We start from the raw sequence: 16,732 nt of genomic DNA on the forward strand, positions 1-16,732 counted from the left end.
CAGCGGCGCGTTACTCCTCAAGTGTTGGCCGGTTGCTGCGCTGACGCTTGAGATCACCGCGCTTTTTCTTGGCCTCCAAACGACGCTTCACTGCACCGCGTCCCGGACGGGTGGACTTTCGCGATAGTGGCGGGGGCTGCAGACCCTGCCGCAGCAGGTCGGCCATGCGATGCAGAGCCTTCTGACGGTTCTGCCACTGCGAGCGTTCCTCCGCCACCACCACCCGCAAACAACCGTCCGACAACCGGTATGCCAGCTGTTCCAGCAAACGCGCCCGCCGAAAGGGGCCCAGCACCGAACAGGTCTGCAGATCCAGCACCAGCTCCACCCGTGAATCGGTGGTGTTCACCCCCTGCCCCCCCGGGCCCGAGGCCCGCGAGAAGCGCCACTGCAAGTCCCCTGAGGGAATCACCAGGCGATCCGTGACGTGGAGATCGAGCACCATGCCGTCACGCTGGCACCCTGACCCCGCCAGCGAGTTCACTGGAGAGATCACGGACACCAGCGCCATGGGCGGATGGATCGATGAAGAACACCGCGGGGTCCGCTATGGCCTTGCCGGTGATGTGCTGGTGGAGGAAACCAGCCCGTTTCAGCGCATCAGCGTGATCCGCAGCGAGCGGTACGGCAAGGGCCTTCTGCTCGATGGCTGCTGGATGACGGCCGAGCAGCAGGAGCGGCACTACCACGAAGCTCTGGTCCATCCAGCCCTCTGCAGCGCCGAGGCGATCGAACGGGTGCTGGTCATCGGCGGCGGCGATGGCGGCACCGCCCGGGAATGTCTGCGCTACCCCGAGGTGATCCACCTCGACCTGGTGGAGATCGACGGACGGGTGGTGGAGCTGAGCCAGGAGCACCTACCGGGCATCGGCGGCGCGGTCTGGAGTGATTCCCGCTGTCAGCTCACGGTGGGGGATGGCATCGCCTGGGCCGCGAATGCTCCTGATCAGAGCTACGACGTGGTTCTGGTGGACGGTTCGGACCCGGCAGGCCCGGCTGAGGGCCTGTTCAATCGAGCGTTCTTCGAACATTGCCGGCGCATCCTTAAACCCGGCGGCGTCTTCGCCACCCAGAGCGAATCACCGGAAGCCTTCCGGGAGGTGCATGTGGCCATGGTGCGGCTGTTGCGTGAGGTGTTCGGCCACGCCGACCCCCTCTACGGCTGGGTGCCGATGTACCCCAGTGGCTGGTGGAGCTGGACCTTTGCTGCAGTGGATGGCCCCCGTTACCGAACTGTGCAGCCCGCACGGGCAGCCCTAGTGGCCGAGGGCTGTGAGATCTGGAGCCCGCGCTGGCAACAGGGCGCCCTGGATGCCGTCCCCGCCTTCATCGCACGGGAGTTGGCGCCATGACCCCTTTCGACAGCGAAGGCGGCATCTTCATGGGATCCCGGCGCGACCCAGCCGGCTGCCGCGTCGGCCTGTTCGGCGTTCCCTACGACGGCACCACCTCCTTTCGGCCAGGCACCCGTTTCGGACCTGCAGCGATCCGTGAGGTCAGCCAAGGCCTGGAAACCTATTGCCCGCAGCTTGATCTGGATCTAGAGGATCTGGCCTATGCCGATCTCGGTGCTGTTGATATCCCCTTCGGTGCACCGGAACCGGTCGTGAACGCCGTGCAGCAGGCCACGACGGCTGTGCTCGATCTGGGTCTGAAACCTCTGATGCTGGGCGGTGAGCATTCGATCAGCTCCGGCGCTGTGGCCGCCGTTGCCAACCAACATCCCGATCTGGTGCTGGTGCAGCTGGATGCCCATGCCGATCTCAGAGAGGAGTGGCTCGGTACCCGCCACAGCCACGCCTGCGCCATGCGGCGCTGCCTGGAGGTGCTGCCCAGTGGCGACCTGCTGCAGCTGGCGATTCGCAGCGGCACCCGCAGCGAATTCCATGAGCTGCACAGCAGTGGTCGACGCATGGATGACGTCCAGGCCCTGAGGGATGCCATGGCTCCCTGGACCGGCCGCCCGATTTATCTCACCGTGGATCTGGACTGGTTTGATCCAGCCGTTCTGCCTGGAACGGGTACCCCCGAGCCAGGGGGCTTCCTATGGGGGGATTTCGCGGCCGTAGTTGATGTGCTGAGTGGCCATCGGCTTGTGGCTGGCGACGTGGTGGAACTGGCACCGCAACTCGACAGCAGTGGGGTCAGCTCCGTTCTGGCCGCCAAAGTGACACGCAGCCTGATTTTGCTATTGGGTGCCGATCAATAAAAGTGCCTTGCATCAGCCCGTTGTTGCCGTAATCGGGTGTGCTGTTGAGCGATCAGCTCCACCACCAAAGTGGGATGGCGATGGATCAGCGTGAGAAATCCCGAGCGGTTCAGCCGGATCAGCGCTAGAGGAGTCATCGCTTTGGCATCGCGGCTGTGGAACTGGTTAGTGGTCACCAGATCCTCATAAAAGAACAACTCACCGGAGCCGTAGCGGATGCGATTCCGTGGCCCACAGCTGAGTTCCACCAGCCCCTGCTCAACAATATGAATGGCCTGAACTGGATCGCCACGACGGAACACAAAAGCTCCGGTGGGCAGCGTTAGGCGATCAGCTTCTGAATGCTCACCGATGAGCTCCAGAGCACTGCTCGATCGGTACAACGCTGTCAACTCGTCAATAAAGTCAAGATAAAAAACTCTTAAGGAAAACGCATGCAAACGTTGTGACTGTCATCACAGTCAGCGAAGTCTTGACCAAAGCTTCACCCAGATTTAAGCAAGGGCACGGTCCAGCTCAAGCTGTTGATCCATCTCAGGGAGCTGTTCCCTCCTGATCATGGGCAACTGAGGCGATCGCGGGGTCCAGTGATGGCAGACCACCAGATCTGACACGTCCGCATGCACAGCCAAGCGACGCAAGCGACACCACCCCTCGGCTGTTCCGCCCCCCGAACAGTGCTGACAACTGCGACAGCTGGGACTGATCGTCAATAACAGCCAGCGAAGAGCGCTCAAGCTAGGGACGGTCGAAAAAATGGACCAGTCCCGGTGGCAAATCTGCGGTTTCCCTTCCAGTTGCTGAAGCACTCCATAAGAATGCTTCGGACATCCTTCCGTTCATGACCCTGCAGCGCACGCCACTCCATCAGCTCTGCCAGGACGGCGGCGGCCGCATGGTGCCCTTCGCCGGTTGGGAGATGCCGGTGCAGTTCAGCGGCCTGATCCAGGAGCACAAGGCCGTACGGGAACAGGTGGGGATGTTCGACATCTCCCACATGGGCGTCTTGAGGCTGGAAGGTCCGAATCCGAAAGATGCGCTGCAACAGCTTGTGCCGAGCGATCTGCATCGCATCGGACCCGGCGAAGCCTGCTACACCGTCTTGCTCAACGAGAGCGGTGGCATCCGCGATGACCTGATCGTTTACGACTGCGGCGCCGTTGATGCCGAACGGGGTGCCCTGGTGCTGGTGATCAATGCAGCCTGCGCAGAGGCGGACACCGCCTGGATCCGTGACCAAATGGAACCGGCTGGCCTCACGGTGAGCGACCTCAAGGCGGGTGGCGTACTGCTGGCCCTGCAAGGCCCGCAGTCCATCCCTCTGCTGGAGGAGCTGTCCGGCGAAAGCCTCAGCGACTTGCCCCGCTTCGGACATCGCACCCTGAGCCTGAAAGATATTGCCCATCCCGTGTTTACGGGCCGCACGGGCTACACCGGTGAGGACGGTGCCGAGTTGCTGCTGACCGCCGCCGACGGACAAAAGCTCTGGCAGATTCTGCTGGATCGCGGCGTCAGCCCCTGTGGCCTGGGCGCACGGGACACCCTGCGTCTCGAAGCTGCCATGCATCTCTACGGCATGGACATGAATGCCGAAACCACCCCTTTTGAAGCAGGGCTCGGCTGGCTGGTGCATCTGGAGATGCCCGTGGATTTCGTCGGTCGGCAGGCCCTAGAGCAAGCCGCAGAGTCCGGTCCCACCAAACGACTCGTGGGCCTCAAGTTGCAGGGACGCGCCATCGCCCGTCACGACTACCCCGTGCTCCACAACGGCGAGACCGTCGGTGTGGTGACCAGCGGCACCTGGTCTCCAACCCTGGAGGAGCCCATCGCGCTGGCTTACGTCCCCACAGCCCTGGCCAAACTCGGCGCAGAACTCAGCGTTGAAATCCGCGGTAAGGCCCAACCCGCCTGCGTAGTGAAACGCCCCTTCTACCGCCGGTCCTGAGCTGTGGGAAACTCGCCTGTCCTCGGCTGAAACTCCCATGCGCAGCAACGGTTGCGGCGACCTGCGCGAACAGAACATCGATCAGCAGGTGCAACTGTGCGGCTGGGTGGACCGACGCCGCGACCATGGCGGCGTGATCTTTATCGACCTGCGGGATCGCTCCGGCACGGTGCAGATCAAGGTGGATCCCGATCTGGGGGCTGAGGCCTTTGCCGTGGCCGAGCACCTGCGCAGCGAAACCGTGCTGCAGGTGGCAGGAAAGGTGCGGGCCCGTCCGGGCGAGTCTCTGAACGACAAGCTGGCCACCGGTGCTGTGGAGGTCTTGGCCAGCGGCATCATCGTGCTGAACAACGTGAAGGGTAACCTGCCCTTCCCCGTGTCAGTGCACGACGAGGAGAACACCCGCGAAGAGCTGCGGCTGCGCCACCGCTATCTGGATCTGCGCCGAAAGCGCATGAACGACAACCTGCGCCTGCGGGCCCAGACGATTCAGGCCGCCCGCCGCTTCCTCGAAGACGAGGGCTTCATTGAAGTGGAAACCCCAGTGCTGACCCGCTCCACCCCCGAAGGTGCCCGCGACTACGTGCTGCCCAGCCGCGTCTGCGGCGGCGAGTGGTTTGCCCTGCCCCAGTCACCGCAGCTGTTCAAGCAACTGCTGATGGTGGGCGGCATCGAGCGTTACTACCAGGTGGCCCGTTGTTTCCGCGACGAAGACCTACGCGCCGATCGCCAGCCGGAATTCACCCAGCTGGACATCGAGATGAGCTTCATGGATCAAGAGGAGATCCTGCAGCTGAATGAATCACTGATTTGTTCGATCTGGAAAGCGGTGAAGGGCATCGACCTGCCCAGACCCTTCCCGCGCATGACCTGGCATGACGCCATGGAGCGCTACGGCACCGACCGGCCGGACACCCGTTACGGCATGGAGCTCACCAACGTGAGCGACATCGTGAAGGACATGGGCTTCAAGGTGTTCAGCGGTGCCGTGAAGTCCGGCGGCGCGGTGAAGTGCATCGCCGTTCCCGGTGGCAACGATGCCCTCTCCAATGTGCGCATCAAGCCCGGCGGCGATGTGTTCAGTGAAGCCCAGAAAGCCGGTGCGGGTGGCTTGGCCTTCATCCGCGTCCGCAACGGCTGCGAGATCGACTCGATCGGCGCGATCAAGGACAACCTCAGCGATGAGCAGAAACAGGAGCTGCTCAGCCGCACCGGCGCGGAACCCGGCACGCTGCTGCTGTTCGGTGCCGGAGACACCGCCACGGTGAACAAGGCCCTCGACCGGGTGCGCCAGTACCTGGCCAAGGAGCTAGGCATGGTCAAGGCCGATCAGGACAACGACCAGTGGAACTTCCTCTGGGTGGTGGACTTCCCGATGTTCGAGTTCAACAGCGAAGAGAACCGCTACGAAGCCCTGCATCACCCCTTCTGCGCCCCCAATGCCGAGGATCTCAGCAGCGATGCGTCCCAGTGGGCCGACACCCTGCCAGGCGCCCGGGCCCAGGCCTACGACCTGGTGCTCAACGGCCTTGAGCTTGGCGGCGGCTCCCTGCGCATCCACGACTCCGCATTGCAGCGCCAAGTGCTTCAGACCGTTGGCTTGCCGCTCGAGGAAGCCCAGGAGCAGTTCGGCTTCCTGATGGATGCCTTGGATGTGGGCGCGCCACCCCATGGCGGCCTGGCCTTTGGTGTGGACCGGATGGTGATGCTGCTCGCGGGTGAGGAATCGATCCGCGACACCATCGCCTTCCCCAAGACCCAGCAGGCCCGCTGTCTGATGACCAATGCCCCAGGTGGGGTCGCGGACAAGCAGCTGGAGGAACTGCATGTGGCCAGCACCTGGGTGGACCCCAGCGGCGAGGACGACTGAGCTGAACGCTCAGCGCCGACAATGCACGTCGAGCAGCAACGCCCCGAGCATCAGCTCATCCTGGTTGGCATAGGCCTCTTCCTCAAGCAAACGCTGGCTGCTTGAGATGCCCGCATACACCGGACCGTTCAGCTGAAGCATGGCCTGTTCATCAATGCCTCGCGACAGGCCCAAAGCCCTCGGACTACTGCGGATGGAACCGCCGAAACAGCTTTGCGCGACATGAATGGCTTCATGGTTCAGGACGCGTCGAAAGGACCTGGTCCCTTGGCTCACCACGGAATGACCAATTCGCAATTCACCGCGGCGAGGATTCCACTCGCCAGAGGCACCGGCACGATTCGGCTCTGCGATCACCACGGTGACGCCGTAGCGATTCAACGCCGTCAAAAGAGTCGTGATCGATTCAGCATCGTCTGAGTAATCGGGAGGAGAGCGCAACAGCGCTTTGATCTCCGGAAAAGACAACTCCGGAGCACCTTTTGGAAGCCGATAAGTGTATTCACGTCGCCCATCGTTATGAACAACCAAACGCGGTTGCCATTGGCGGTCGTTCTGCGCCAGAGCCTCGAGAACCTGATGCTGATTGGTAACGCTGATCTCCAGAGCGTCCGGCAACCTCGCGCTCTGAATCTGAGCTGAAGTAGCACCAGATGGCAAAGGGTTTTGCGCTGCAGTTCGCTGAAGCTGTTGACGCACAACAAGCCAAGCACCACCCAAAAGAGCCAGTGCAATCAATCGCCTGTGCAGCCCTCGCGGTTGACAGAGGAACACCACGAAGAGCTGTGGGAACTGCTGGTTATAGCCACCTTGCCCAATTCGAACCTTGCGTCAACCGAGCAGATCCCGAAGGGATTCAGCGCTTTTGTCGCACTGACGACGGCTGCGGGGAACCCTGTAGGCAGTCCAATTGCTCCACGCCGTTGCCCCGTCAACCCCGACGGACCGGGGAAACCCGCGACCGCCGCAGCCGCAGCACGACAGATCTGCTGCGGCTGTACCTGCAGGACATTGGTCGGGTTGATCTGCTCACCAATGAGGAGGAGGTGACGCTGGCCCGGCTGGTGCAACGACGTGAGGCTCTGTTGCAGCAGCAACGGGATCTGGCCACCAGTGACGCCGCCATCGGAGAGCTGTACCGCCTTGAGGAACTGCAGCGTCGGGAAGCCAATCAGCACAGCCATTGGCCCACCAAGCAGGAATGGGCTCGCGCCGCACACCTGAGCCTGGCGGAACTGCAACAGCGGATCGAAGCCGGCTACGGCGCCTGGGCCCGGGAAGCCAACCTGGAGGCCCGTGAGCTGAAAACTGCTCTGCGCAATGGTCGCCGTGCCAAGGACCACATGATCCAGGCCAACCTGCGCCTGGTGGTAGCCGTGGCCAAGAAGTACCAGCAACGCGGCATGGAACTGTTGGACCTCGTCCAGGAGGGCACTCTTGGCCTGGAGCGGGCGGTGGAAAAGTTCGACCCAACACGGGGCTTCCGTTTCAGCACCTACGCCTACTGGTGGATCCGCCAGGGCATGACGCGGGCCATCGCCACCCAGAGCCGCACGATCCGGCTACCGGTGCATGTCACCGAAAAACTGAACCGGATCAAACGGGCGCAGCAGGAGATCGCCACCAACGAAGGACGCATCGCCTCGATCGCTGATCTGGCCCGTGCGCTGAAGCTGAGTGAGGACACCGTGCGCCAGACCCTGGCGCGGGTGCCCCGCTCCGTTTCGTTGGACACCCGTGTAGGCCGGGACCAGGACACCCAACTGGGAGACCTGATCGAAGACGGTAAGGCCACGCCGGAACAGACCCTCACCCACGACGAACTGCATAACGACCTCGAGCATCTGCTTGATGAGCTCACCAGCCGAGAAGCGGCGGTGCTGCGGCGGCGCTTCGGACTGGAGGACGACACACCCCAGACCCTGGCGCAGATCGGCGAAGCTTTGAAATTATCCCGCGAAAGGGTGCGTCAGATCGAAACCCGGGCCCTGCTGAAACTGCGTCAACCGCAACGGAGGAGCAAGGTGCGGGACTACATCCAGGGGTTGGATTCCTGAACTTGATTCGCAAGAGCCGATTCACCGTGTGGTGACTCTGGAGCTTGGGCGTTGCGCCAGGTAGTTTGAAGAGTCACCCGGGAGGCCATGGCCAAGTTCGTCTTCATCACCGGTGGTGTGGTCTCCAGCATCGGCAAAGGAATCGTGGCCGCAAGCCTGGGACGGCTGCTGAAATCAAGGGGGTACAACGTCTCGATCCTGAAGCTGGATCCGTACCTCAACGTGGATCCCGGCACGATGAGCCCGATTCAGCACGGGGAGGTGTTCGTCACCGAGGACGGTGCCGAAACCGATCTGGATCTGGGTCACTACGAGCGCTTCACGGACACAGCCATGTCGCGCCTGAACAGCGTGACCACCGGCTCGATCTACCAGGCGGTGATCAACAAGGAACGGCGGGGTGACTACAACGGCGGCACGGTGCAGGTGATTCCCCACATCACCGGTGAGATCCGCGAACGCATCCACCGCGTTGCCGCCAACAGCAACGCCGATGTGGTGATCACAGAAATCGGCGGCACCGTCGGTGACATCGAATCGCTGCCCTTCCTGGAAGCCATCCGCGAATTCAGTGGAGACGTTGGACGGAACGATCTGGCGTATATCCACGTCACACTGCTGCCCTTCATCGGCACCTCGGGCGAACTCAAGACCAAGCCCACCCAGCATTCGGTGAAGGAACTGCGCTCCATCGGCATCCAACCGGATGTGCTGGTCTGCCGCAGTGACCGCACCATCAGCGAGGAGATGAAGCGGAAGATCGGAGGGTTCTGTGGGGTACCGACCCGGGCCGTCATCCCGTCCCTTGATGCCGAAAGTATTTATGCAGTGCCCCTGACCCTGGAGCAGGAAGGGCTTTGCCGCGAAGTTCTCGATGTGCTGGATCTGACCGATCACGACAGCGACATGGCGGCCTGGCAGGAGCTGGTGCACAAACTCCGCAACCCCGGCCCGGCCGTCAAGGTGGCCCTGGTAGGCAAATACATCCAGCTCAACGACGCCTACCTCTCCGTGGTGGAGGCGCTGCGCCATGCCTGTATCGCCCAAGACGCCTCCCTTGATCTGCATTGGGTCTGCGCAGAGCAGATCGAAAGCGATGGTGCTCAGGCCCTGCTGAAGGGCATGGATGCCGTGGTCGTGCCGGGAGGTTTCGGCAACCGGGGCGTCGATGGAAAGATCGCGGCGATCCGCTGGGCCAGGGAACAGCGGGTGCCGTTCCTGGGGCTGTGTCTCGGCATGCAGACCGCCGTGATCGAGTGGGCGCGCAACCAGGCCGGCCTGACGGAAGCCACCAGCGCCGAACTCGATGCCGGGACGCCCCATCCCGTGATTCACCTGTTGCCGGAACAGCAGGATGTGGTGGATCTGGGGGGCACGATGCGCCTGGGTGTCTATCCCTGCCGCATCGCTCCGGACACGTTGGCCCATCGTCTGTATGGGGACCAAGTTGTCTATGAGCGGCATCGCCACCGCTACGAGTTCAACAACGCCTACCGAAACCTGTTCCTAGAATCCGGGTACGTGGTGAGCGGCAGCTCACCCGATGGTCGCCTGGTGGAGTTGATCGAGCTGAAAGGCCACCCGTTCTTCACCGCCTGCCAGTACCACCCCGAATTTCTCTCCCGTCCGGGACGGCCCCATCCCCTGTTCCAAGGCTTGATTGAGGCGGCCCAGCAACGGCTGCCCTCCTCGCCGGTGGAGGCGATTCAGACCCAGCGATGAATCAAGACGCGGCCACCCTGCCGGTGGTGGAGACCTTCCATTCCCTACAGGGGGAAGGCCACCACAGTGGCCGCAGTGCCTTTTTCATCCGTCTGGCTGGCTGCAATGTGGGGTGTCCCTGGTGTGACACCAAGCACTCCTGGCCTGTGAACACTCACCCCCAACGCAGCCTGAGGGCCCTCGCCGCTGATGTTGAACAAGCCGAGCGAAACGGAGCCGCCTTCACGGTGATCACCGGCGGTGAACCGCTGCAGCACAACCTGGATGGGCTGGCGTCGGCCCTGCGGGAAGCCAGCTCCCATCCCCTGCATCTGGAGACCAGCGGCGTCGATGGCCTCAGTGGTGACCCCGACTGGATCACCCTGTCACCGAAACCGCATCGACCGCCGCGTCAGGAGCTTCTCAGCCATTGCGACGAGCTCAAGGTCGTGATCCACACAGCCGACGACCTGCTCTTTGCCGAAAGCATGGCCGCAGCGGTCAGCAAGCAAACCGTGTTGCTGCTCCAACCCGGCTGGGACTCTTCGGAAGGGCAACGGTTGGCCATCGATCACGTGCAGAACCAACCCCGCTGGAGACTCAGCCTGCAGACCCATAAATGGCTGGGTGTGCGCTGAAACTGGAGCGCAGAACAAGGAGATGTCATGCCCAGCGTCGCTCTGCTCGGCAGCGGATTGCTTGGAAGGGCCATCGGCCGACGCCTGCTTGATCAGGGCGTTGAGCTCAAGGTCTGGAACCGCACCCCTGAGCGCTGCCAGACCCTGATTCAGGAAGGAGCTCACGCGACCCCAGAGCTTTCGAGCCTTGCTGAGGGATGCAGCACTGTCATCACGGTGCTGCGGGACGGCCCAGTGACACAAGCAGTGGTGCGAGAACTCGGGGATCTCCGCGGCGGCTGCCTGATGCCGATGGGCACCATGGGCATCACGGAGATCCGCGACCTGGCTGACCAGGTTCAGCATCAGAACGGACACTGTCTGGAAGCACCTGTGCTGGGCAGCAAACCCCAGGCCTTGAAAGGAGAACTGTTGGTGATGGCCGGTGGCGAATCGGGGCTGTTTGACCAGCAGAGACCGCTCCTGGAGCATCTCTCACAAGAGCCAATGCTGGTGGGACCGATCGGCAGCGGTGCTGCCACCAAGCTGGCGCTCAATCAACTGATCGCCAGCCTCACCCACGCCTTTTCCCTGTCGCTGCGACTAGTGCAGCAGGCAGGCGTGCCCGTTGAGACATTCATGGCGATCCTGCGACCCTCGGCGCTCTACGCCCCCACCTTCGACAAGAAGCTGCAGCGGATGCTCGATGGTCACTATGACGACCCGAACTTCAGCACAGCCCTGCTGCGCAAGGACCTGCACCTGTTCCTGGAGGAGGCGACCGCTGCTGGACTCCAAATCCAAGGACTGCAGGGCCTGGACACCCTGCTGGAGCAGTCATCCGGTAGCCCACTGGATGACCTCGACTATTGCGCCCTGCATGAGCTGACCCAAGAAAGTTTTTAATGAGGTCATGACTCAACGCACCTCCGTCGCGCTGCTGTCCGGCGGCCTGGATTCAGCCACGGCGGCGGCCATGGCCCTGGAGGAAGGTGATCGTGTGATCGGCCTGTCCTTCGACTACGGCCAGCGTCACCATCGCGAGCTGGAGGCTGCGGCTGCAGTTGCCTCGCACCTGGGGCTGGCCGAGCATCACTGCCTTGCGGTTGATCTGGCGGCCTGGGGCGGCTCCGCCCTCACCGACGACGCCGTCACCATTCCCACCGATGGCGTTCAGGAAGGCGTGATCCCACCCACCTACGTCCCGGGTCGCAACACTGTTTTCATTGCAGTGGGTCTGAGCCTGGCCGAGGCCCGTGGTGCCGAACGCTTGGTGCTGGGGGTGAATGCCGTGGACTATTCCGGCTACCCCGACTGCCGGCCCGATTACTTGAATGTGTTTCAGCAGCTGGCCAATCTGGCCAGCAAGGCTGGCCGCGAAGGCCATGGCACCGAGCTCTGGGCACCGCTGGTGGAGTGGAGCAAAACCAGAATTGTCGAAGAAGCATTCAGGCTCAACGTGCCGATCCAATCCACCTGGAGTTGCTACAGCGGTGGCACGACCCCCTGCGGAATCTGCGACAGCTGCCGCATCCGCGATGCCGCCCTGCGGGAGGCCGGTCGCCCGGACCTCTGCAGCAACGCATCAGCATGAGCGTGCCCCAGCGGTTGGACCTCCCCTGGCGTGAACCGCTTGCCGTGGCCCGACAGCTGGACGGCGACGACGGGCTGATCTGGCTGGATGGTGACGGTAGTGACCTGGGCCGCTGGGTGACCCTGGCCAGCCAGCCGCTGGAGGTGATCCACTGCCAGGGCCTGCCGGGGGATGCGGACGCCCGCGACCCCTTCACCGCATTGAATGGGCTGGGTCCGGGCCACTGGACCGGCTGGCTCAGTTATGAGGCGGCCGCCTGGACTGAACCCGGCAACCCCTGGTCCAGGGATGCCATGGCCAACCTGTGGATCGCCCGCCATGACCCGCTGCTGCGATTTGACCTGCAGCAACGGCAGTTGTGGATCGAAGGCACGGACCCGATGGCGATGCAGCAGCTGGCGGCGCGACTGCAGCAGCGAGCGCCCACCCCGCCTGCCACAGCGAACATCCCGCTGGAGGCCTGGCATCAGCACACCAGCCGCGAGGGCTTCGCCGATGGCGTACGCCGGATCCGTGCGCTGATCGCCGCCGGTGATTTGTTCCAGGCCAACCTCACCGCCTGCTGCAGCACCGACTGGCCCGGCGATGCCTCAGCGGTGGAGCTGTTTCAACGGGTTCGCCAACGCTGCCCAGCGCCGTTTGCGGGCCTGGTGGTGGCGGACAACGGCGAAGCACTGCTCTCCTCCTCGCCGGAACGGTTCCTGCAGGTGGACCCCGCCGGCCGGGTCGAAACCCGACCGATCAAAGGCACACGGCCACGCCACAGCGATCCAGACCGCGACGCCGAGCTGGCGGCGGAGCTGGTCTGCAGCGACAAGGACCGGGCCGAAAACGTGATGATCGTGGACCTGCTGCGCAATGACCTCGGCCGCGTCTGCCAACCGGGCTCCATCCAGGTATCGCAACTGCTCGGCCTGGAGAGCTACAGCTCGGTGCATCACCTCACATCGGTGGTGGAAGGGCAGCTGCAAGCCGGGCTCAGCTGGGTGGATCTGCTACGGGCCTGCTGGCCGGGTGGATCGATCAGCGGCGCCCCGAAGCTGAGGGCCTGCCAGCGGCTGCAGGAGCTGGAACCCACTAGCCGCGGCCCCTACTGCGGCTCCCTGATCCGCATCGACTGGGACGGACGCTTCGACAGCAACATCCTGATCCGCACACTGATGCGGAAGGATCACAGGCTGAGGGCCCATGCCGGTTGCGGCATCGTTGCCGACTCCGACCCCGATGGCGAAGCAGAGGAGCTGATGTGGAAATTGCGGCCACTGCTGGAGGCCCTGGCTTGACGGGAGGGGTCGCCTGGTGTGAGGGCCGTTGGGGCACACCGGCTGAGCTGAGCCTGCCCCTGGATGACCGGGGCCTGCAACTCGCCGATGGACTGTTCGAAACCGTGTTGATCCGCGCCGGTCAGCCCTGTCTGCTGGATGAACACCTGCAGCGCTGGGGTGAGGCCAGCGCGCTGCTGGGCCTGGATCCTCCGCCCGAGCGCGACCATCTGATGCCCCTGATCCAGGAGGCTGTTGAGCGTGCTTTGCCCGAGCAGGGTTGTGGTGCCCTACGGCTCAACTGGAGTCGGGGTTCATCCCCCCAACGCGGGATCGCACCGCCACGTAGCGGGGAGCATCGGTTCTGGCTGACGCTTCAGCCCTGGGTACCGAGCTTCACACCGATCACCGCGATCATCAGTCGCCTGGAGCGCCGCAACTGCGACAGTTTGCTGAGCCGTTGCAAGACCTTTGCCTACGGTCAGGCCGTGCAGGCGAGACGGGAAGCTTCAGAACAGAGATGTGATGACGCCCTGTTGCTCAACACCAACGGCGAGCTCTGCTGCAGCACCACCGCCAATCTGCTGCTGAAGCCTGGCAGTGCGAATGGGAATAGCCCCTGGCTGACACCTCCCCTCAGCAGTGGCTGCCTGCCGGGGGTGATGCGGGCCCGGGCCCTGCGGCTGGGGCTGGCGGTGGAGGCCAACCTGGGCGCCAGCCTTGGGTCAGACGATCAGCTGCTGCTGATCAACAGCCTCGGCTGCCGAGGACTGTTGAGCCTGGACCATCAGCCCCTCCACTCCCAAGCCCTGGGGATCGATCCAGCCGAATCGCTTTGGCAAAAGCTGCTCAGCTAGCACGATATCCATTACATGTTTTATCGATATCAATCCAATATCGTGCTACTTAATTGGTAACAGGCGTTCCACCGCCTCCGCCCACCCTTCCGCATGGGGGGCACGGGCGAGCTCAAAGCGACCGCTCTCCACGCCAAGACGCAACCGCGGATGGGGACCCTCGGCACCGGGCACGACCACCGCAAGGTCCGCCACCTCCAGCAGGGGCAGATCGTTGGGGGAGTCCCCCAGAGCCAGCACCTTCACATCCGGTTCATGAAGGCGCTGCTTCAGAGCCGCCAAGGCGTTTCCCTTGCTGACCTCTGCGCCAAGCAGATGACACATCCGGTTACCGCGCACAACGGCAAGCCCCTGGGCCGCCGACAGGGCATCAAGGCGCGGCTGGATCGCCACTGAAGGCGGAACAAAGGGCACGCTGCAGCGTCGCCGTTGAGCCTGCTGCAACAACTCACCGGAAAGCCCAAGCAGACGTTCTCCCTCGGCGTCCGTGAGTTCATCGAGGGCCCGCAACGGTTCAGACAGCTGCTCAGACAGCTCCTGCAAGCGAGGTTTCAACACCGTCCAGCCAGGCCCCAGGGCCTCTTGCCAGGGCTCACCGGTTGCCGTTTCACCATGAATGGCACCCCCATTTTCGACGATGTAGGGATCCCGCAGCTGAGCTGCAGCGCGGAAACGCTCTACCTCCTCCGCCGTTTTGCTTGTGCAGGGAATCACGGGCACTCCCGCCCGTTGCAGAGAGCGCAGCACCGCCGCTGCCGGAGCCCAGTCGTAGTGATGGTCCATCAAGGTGCCATCGAGGTCGGTGACTACCCACCAACGGCAGCTCTGGGGGTTGCTCATGCCTGAATCAGCCAATGCACGGCATAAGGTTCCAACTGAAGTTGCGAGCCATGGGTCTCGGAGGATCCGCTCAGACAATCGGTCCAGGCAAGACCAGTGCGACCGCCGAGACGCCCCAAGACCAGGGTCAACCGCGAAGGGGTGACGTTATGGACCGCCACCAGGGTCTGGCCGCCACCACGTCGACGCAGCATCACCAGATCGGAGCGGCCAGCGCTCATCACCTCCATTGCGGCATCTGGATGCAGGGCCGGCTGATCGCGGCGCACCCGCAGGGCATGAGCCAGCACTGACGTCACGGCGGTGGCATCGCTGTCGGGATCCTGCAGCCGCCGCTCAACAGTGTCCGCCTTGAACTGCGGGCGGTTGAGATCCCTGCGTTGTCCGGTGCGACGGAACCGGCCCAGGTCATTGGGTGTGGCCAATAGGGCCGGCAGATAAAAGGCCGGAACACCGGGCAGGGCCAGCACCAGCAGCTGGGTCATCAGAAAGCGTGCCCGTTGCAGATGCGCTGGATCAATTCCGCCATCCGCCATGGCACTCCACCAGCTGATGTTGATCTCGTAGGGAGCCTCCTCACCATTGGTGAGGCGACGGTGACTGATCAGACCACCCCGCTGCTCACAGGCAATCAACAGCTGTAGTCTCCGCTGATCCGTCATCAGCCCCTCGAGGGCCCGCAGACCGACACCGTCATGGCAAGCGGTGAAATTGAACAACCCCGTGGCCACCGGTAGCGCGGGCCAACGATTGAGCCAGCCGTTCAGCAGATCAGCACGACCACTGATGGCCGCCTCCAGCAACAGGGGCGGCAACGGGAAGTTGTAGGCCAGATGGGCCTCTCGACCGCTAACCAGATACGAGAGGTTCTCCTGCTCCGGAACATTGGTCTCCGTAACAACCACCCCGCCTGAACAGCTGCGCTCCATCAGCTGCCGCAGCACCTCAACGATGCGATGGGCTTCTGGCAGGTGGATGCATCCTGTCCCCGGTGTCTTCCAGATGAACCCGACCGCATCCAGCCGGACCCAGCGGACCCCGTGGCGAAGCATCCGGTCCAGCAGCCGCGTGAATCCCAGCAGCACCTCCGGACTTCGCCAATCCACATCCACTTGGTCGGGCCCGAAAGTGGTCCACACCTGACGCGGACCATCCGACCCGCTCAGCTGAGTGAACAGGGAAGAACTCCGCGGCCGCACCACCTGGTCCCAGCAGGGATCAGGCGCGGCCTCCAGCACACAGGAGCGCCCCGGCTCCTCATCGCGCAGGAACTGCCTCACCCAGGGATGGGAGGCGGAGATGTGGTTCAGCACCAGATCTGCCATCATACGACGACCGTGAGCAAGGTCCGCCAGATCTCTCCAGTCACCGAAGCGCGGCTCGATCCGGTCGTGGCTGGCCACCGCAAAGCCGCCATCACTGGTGGAGGTCAGAAACGGCAGCACATGCACCACCTCAGCGAAGGGCCGCAGGCGGTTGTTGAGCAACTGACGCAGGCTGCGCAACGCGGGCACCCCCTGCTCCACCACCGTATCGGCGTAGGTGATCAGCACCGCATCGGCGCCTGACCAGAGATCCGTCGCACCGGGCGGGTCGTCGTTTGCTGACGCACCACGCAAAATCTGCAGCAATTGCGACGACAGCTGCTCGGAATCAGCGGAAGAATCCTCGGGGAAGAGGTTCTCAAGCAGACCCTGCAGCGTTTCGGCGTTCAAGGTCTGCATATCGGCTCTCCTGAACGCCGCTCAGGTATGGGTCATGACCTCATCCACTGTTGTCG

The 16,732-nt window shown here is 63.3% G+C and carries 16 protein-coding genes; 11 read left to right on the forward strand and 5 right to left on the reverse strand.

The annotated features are described in order from the left end of the window. Positions 1 to 10: 10 nt before the first annotated feature. Complete coding sequence (arfB, locus tag TX72_RS12250) at positions 11 to 445, reverse strand: alternative ribosome rescue aminoacyl-tRNA hydrolase ArfB (protein ID WP_011129273.1); 435 nt, start codon at positions 443 to 445, stop codon at positions 11 to 13. Between the two features lie 64 nt (positions 446 to 509). Between arfB and speE the strand changes: the two genes are divergently transcribed. Together speE and speB are read left to right on the forward strand one after the other, a co-directional pair. Next, positions 510 to 1,352, forward strand: a complete 843-nt coding sequence (gene speE / locus TX72_RS12255; RefSeq protein ID WP_011129274.1) for a polyamine aminopropyltransferase — start codon at positions 510 to 512, stop codon at positions 1,350 to 1,352. Next, complete coding sequence (gene speB, locus TX72_RS12260; protein ID WP_011129275.1) at positions 1,349 to 2,209, forward strand: agmatinase; 861 nt, start codon at positions 1,349 to 1,351, stop codon at positions 2,207 to 2,209. The genes speE and speB overlap by 4 nt, the downstream gene beginning before the upstream one ends. Here the strand turns inward: speB and TX72_RS12265 are convergent. Next, positions 2,203 to 2,601, reverse strand: coding sequence for a cyclic nucleotide-binding domain-containing protein (locus TX72_RS12265; RefSeq protein ID WP_225867710.1), 399 nt, complete (start codon positions 2,599 to 2,601; stop codon positions 2,203 to 2,205). The genes speB and TX72_RS12265 overlap by 7 nt on opposite strands. Before the next feature lie 449 nt (positions 2,602 to 3,050). Between TX72_RS12265 and gcvT the strand changes: the two genes are divergently transcribed. Both gcvT and aspS read left to right on the forward strand, forming a co-directional pair. After that, positions 3,051 to 4,154 carry a glycine cleavage system aminomethyltransferase GcvT gene (gene gcvT, locus TX72_RS12275; protein ID WP_011129278.1) on the forward strand — a complete coding sequence of 368 codons (1,104 nt, stop codon included), beginning with the start codon at positions 3,051 to 3,053 and terminating at the stop codon, positions 4,152 to 4,154. A gap of 37 nt (positions 4,155 to 4,191) precedes the next feature. Beyond that, entirely contained in the window at positions 4,192 to 6,024 is a 1,833-nt protein-coding gene (gene aspS / locus TX72_RS12280; protein WP_011129279.1) for an aspartate--tRNA ligase, read from the forward strand. 9 nt (positions 6,025 to 6,033) lie between these two features. On the opposite strand, the gene TX72_RS12285 is transcribed toward aspS, so the two are convergent. Beyond that, positions 6,034 to 6,642 (reverse strand): hypothetical protein, encoded by a 609-nt coding sequence (locus TX72_RS12285; RefSeq protein WP_052298039.1) that lies wholly within the window; start codon positions 6,640 to 6,642, stop codon positions 6,034 to 6,036. Between the two features lie 305 nt (positions 6,643 to 6,947). On the opposite strand from TX72_RS12285, the gene TX72_RS12290 reads away from it, so the two are divergent. The 7 genes from TX72_RS12290 to TX72_RS12320 all read left to right on the forward strand — a co-directional run bounded on the left by TX72_RS12290 (position 6,948) and on the right by TX72_RS12320 (position 14,112). Further along, complete coding sequence (locus TX72_RS12290; protein ID WP_042504008.1) at positions 6,948 to 8,081, forward strand: RNA polymerase sigma factor, RpoD/SigA family; 1,134 nt, start codon at positions 6,948 to 6,950, stop codon at positions 8,079 to 8,081. An 87-nt stretch (positions 8,082 to 8,168) separates the two neighbouring features. Beyond that, positions 8,169 to 9,803 carry a CTP synthase gene (gene pyrG / locus TX72_RS12295; protein ID WP_011129281.1) on the forward strand — a complete coding sequence of 545 codons (1,635 nt, stop codon included), beginning with the start codon at positions 8,169 to 8,171 and terminating at the stop codon, positions 9,801 to 9,803. After that, on the forward strand, positions 9,800 to 10,420 hold the full coding sequence (locus TX72_RS12300; RefSeq protein WP_011129282.1) for a 7-carboxy-7-deazaguanine synthase QueE: 621 nt from the start codon (positions 9,800 to 9,802) through the stop codon (positions 10,418 to 10,420). The genes pyrG and TX72_RS12300 overlap by 4 nt, the downstream gene beginning before the upstream one ends. Before the next feature lie 27 nt (positions 10,421 to 10,447). Then, positions 10,448 to 11,305 carry an NAD(P)-dependent oxidoreductase gene (locus TX72_RS12305; protein WP_011129283.1) on the forward strand — a complete coding sequence of 286 codons (858 nt, stop codon included), beginning with the start codon at positions 10,448 to 10,450 and terminating at the stop codon, positions 11,303 to 11,305. A gap of 7 nt (positions 11,306 to 11,312) precedes the next feature. Further along, positions 11,313 to 11,993, forward strand: a complete 681-nt coding sequence (gene queC / locus TX72_RS12310; protein ID WP_011129284.1) for a 7-cyano-7-deazaguanine synthase QueC — start codon at positions 11,313 to 11,315, stop codon at positions 11,991 to 11,993. Next, on the forward strand, positions 11,990 to 13,276 hold the full coding sequence (locus TX72_RS12315; protein ID WP_011129285.1) for an anthranilate synthase component I family protein: 1,287 nt from the start codon (positions 11,990 to 11,992) through the stop codon (positions 13,274 to 13,276). The genes queC and TX72_RS12315 overlap by 4 nt, the downstream gene beginning before the upstream one ends. After that, the gene (locus tag TX72_RS12320; protein ID WP_011129286.1) at positions 13,273 to 14,112 is read left to right on the forward strand and encodes an aminotransferase class IV; all 840 of its coding nucleotides are present in this window, start codon (positions 13,273 to 13,275) and stop codon (positions 14,110 to 14,112) included. The genes TX72_RS12315 and TX72_RS12320 overlap by 4 nt, the downstream gene beginning before the upstream one ends. Positions 14,113 to 14,157: 45 nt before the next feature. On the opposite strand, the gene yedP is transcribed toward TX72_RS12320, so the two are convergent. Beyond that, positions 14,158 to 14,952, reverse strand: coding sequence for a mannosyl-3-phosphoglycerate phosphatase-related protein YedP (yedP, locus tag TX72_RS12325; protein ID WP_011129287.1), 795 nt, complete (start codon positions 14,950 to 14,952; stop codon positions 14,158 to 14,160). Beyond that, positions 14,949 to 16,676, reverse strand: a complete 1,728-nt coding sequence (locus tag TX72_RS12330; protein ID WP_011129288.1) for a sugar phosphorylase — start codon at positions 16,674 to 16,676, stop codon at positions 14,949 to 14,951. Before TX72_RS12330 ends, yedP begins: the two co-directional genes overlap by 4 nt. Between the last annotated feature and the right edge of the window lie 56 nt (positions 16,677 to 16,732).

It is taken from the genome of Parasynechococcus marenigrum WH 8102 (assembly GCF_000195975.1).
Taxonomy (GTDB): Bacteria; Cyanobacteriota; Cyanobacteriia; order PCC-6307; family Cyanobiaceae; genus Parasynechococcus; species Parasynechococcus marisnigri.

Excerpts from the sequence above, each read along its gene's own strand:
- queC (WP_011129284.1), top strand. The coding sequence starts at position 11,313 with ATGACTCAACGCACCTCCGTCGCGCTGCTGTCCGGCGGCCTGGATTCA.
- pyrG (WP_011129281.1), top strand. The coding sequence starts at position 8,169 with ATGGCCAAGTTCGTCTTCATCACCGGTGGTGTGGTCTCCAGCATCGGC.
- TX72_RS12300 (WP_011129282.1), top strand. The coding sequence starts at position 9,800 with ATGAATCAAGACGCGGCCACCCTGCCGGTGGTGGAGACCTTCCATTCC.
- gcvT (WP_011129278.1), top strand. The coding sequence starts at position 3,051 with ATGACCCTGCAGCGCACGCCACTCCATCAGCTCTGCCAGGACGGCGGC.
- TX72_RS12315 (WP_011129285.1), top strand. The coding sequence starts at position 11,990 with ATGAGCGTGCCCCAGCGGTTGGACCTCCCCTGGCGTGAACCGCTTGCC.
- TX72_RS12330 (WP_011129288.1), bottom strand. The coding sequence starts at position 16,676 with ATGCAGACCTTGAACGCCGAAACGCTGCAGGGTCTGCTTGAGAACCTC.
- aspS (WP_011129279.1), top strand. The coding sequence starts at position 4,192 with ATGCGCAGCAACGGTTGCGGCGACCTGCGCGAACAGAACATCGATCAG.
- speB (WP_011129275.1), top strand. The coding sequence starts at position 1,349 with ATGACCCCTTTCGACAGCGAAGGCGGCATCTTCATGGGATCCCGGCGC.
- arfB (WP_011129273.1), bottom strand. The coding sequence starts at position 445 with ATGGTGCTCGATCTCCACGTCACGGATCGCCTGGTGATTCCCTCAGGG.
- TX72_RS12305 (WP_011129283.1), top strand. The coding sequence starts at position 10,448 with ATGCCCAGCGTCGCTCTGCTCGGCAGCGGATTGCTTGGAAGGGCCATC.
- speE (WP_011129274.1), top strand. The coding sequence starts at position 510 with ATGGGCGGATGGATCGATGAAGAACACCGCGGGGTCCGCTATGGCCTT.
- yedP (WP_011129287.1), bottom strand. The coding sequence starts at position 14,952 with ATGAGCAACCCCCAGAGCTGCCGTTGGTGGGTAGTCACCGACCTCGAT.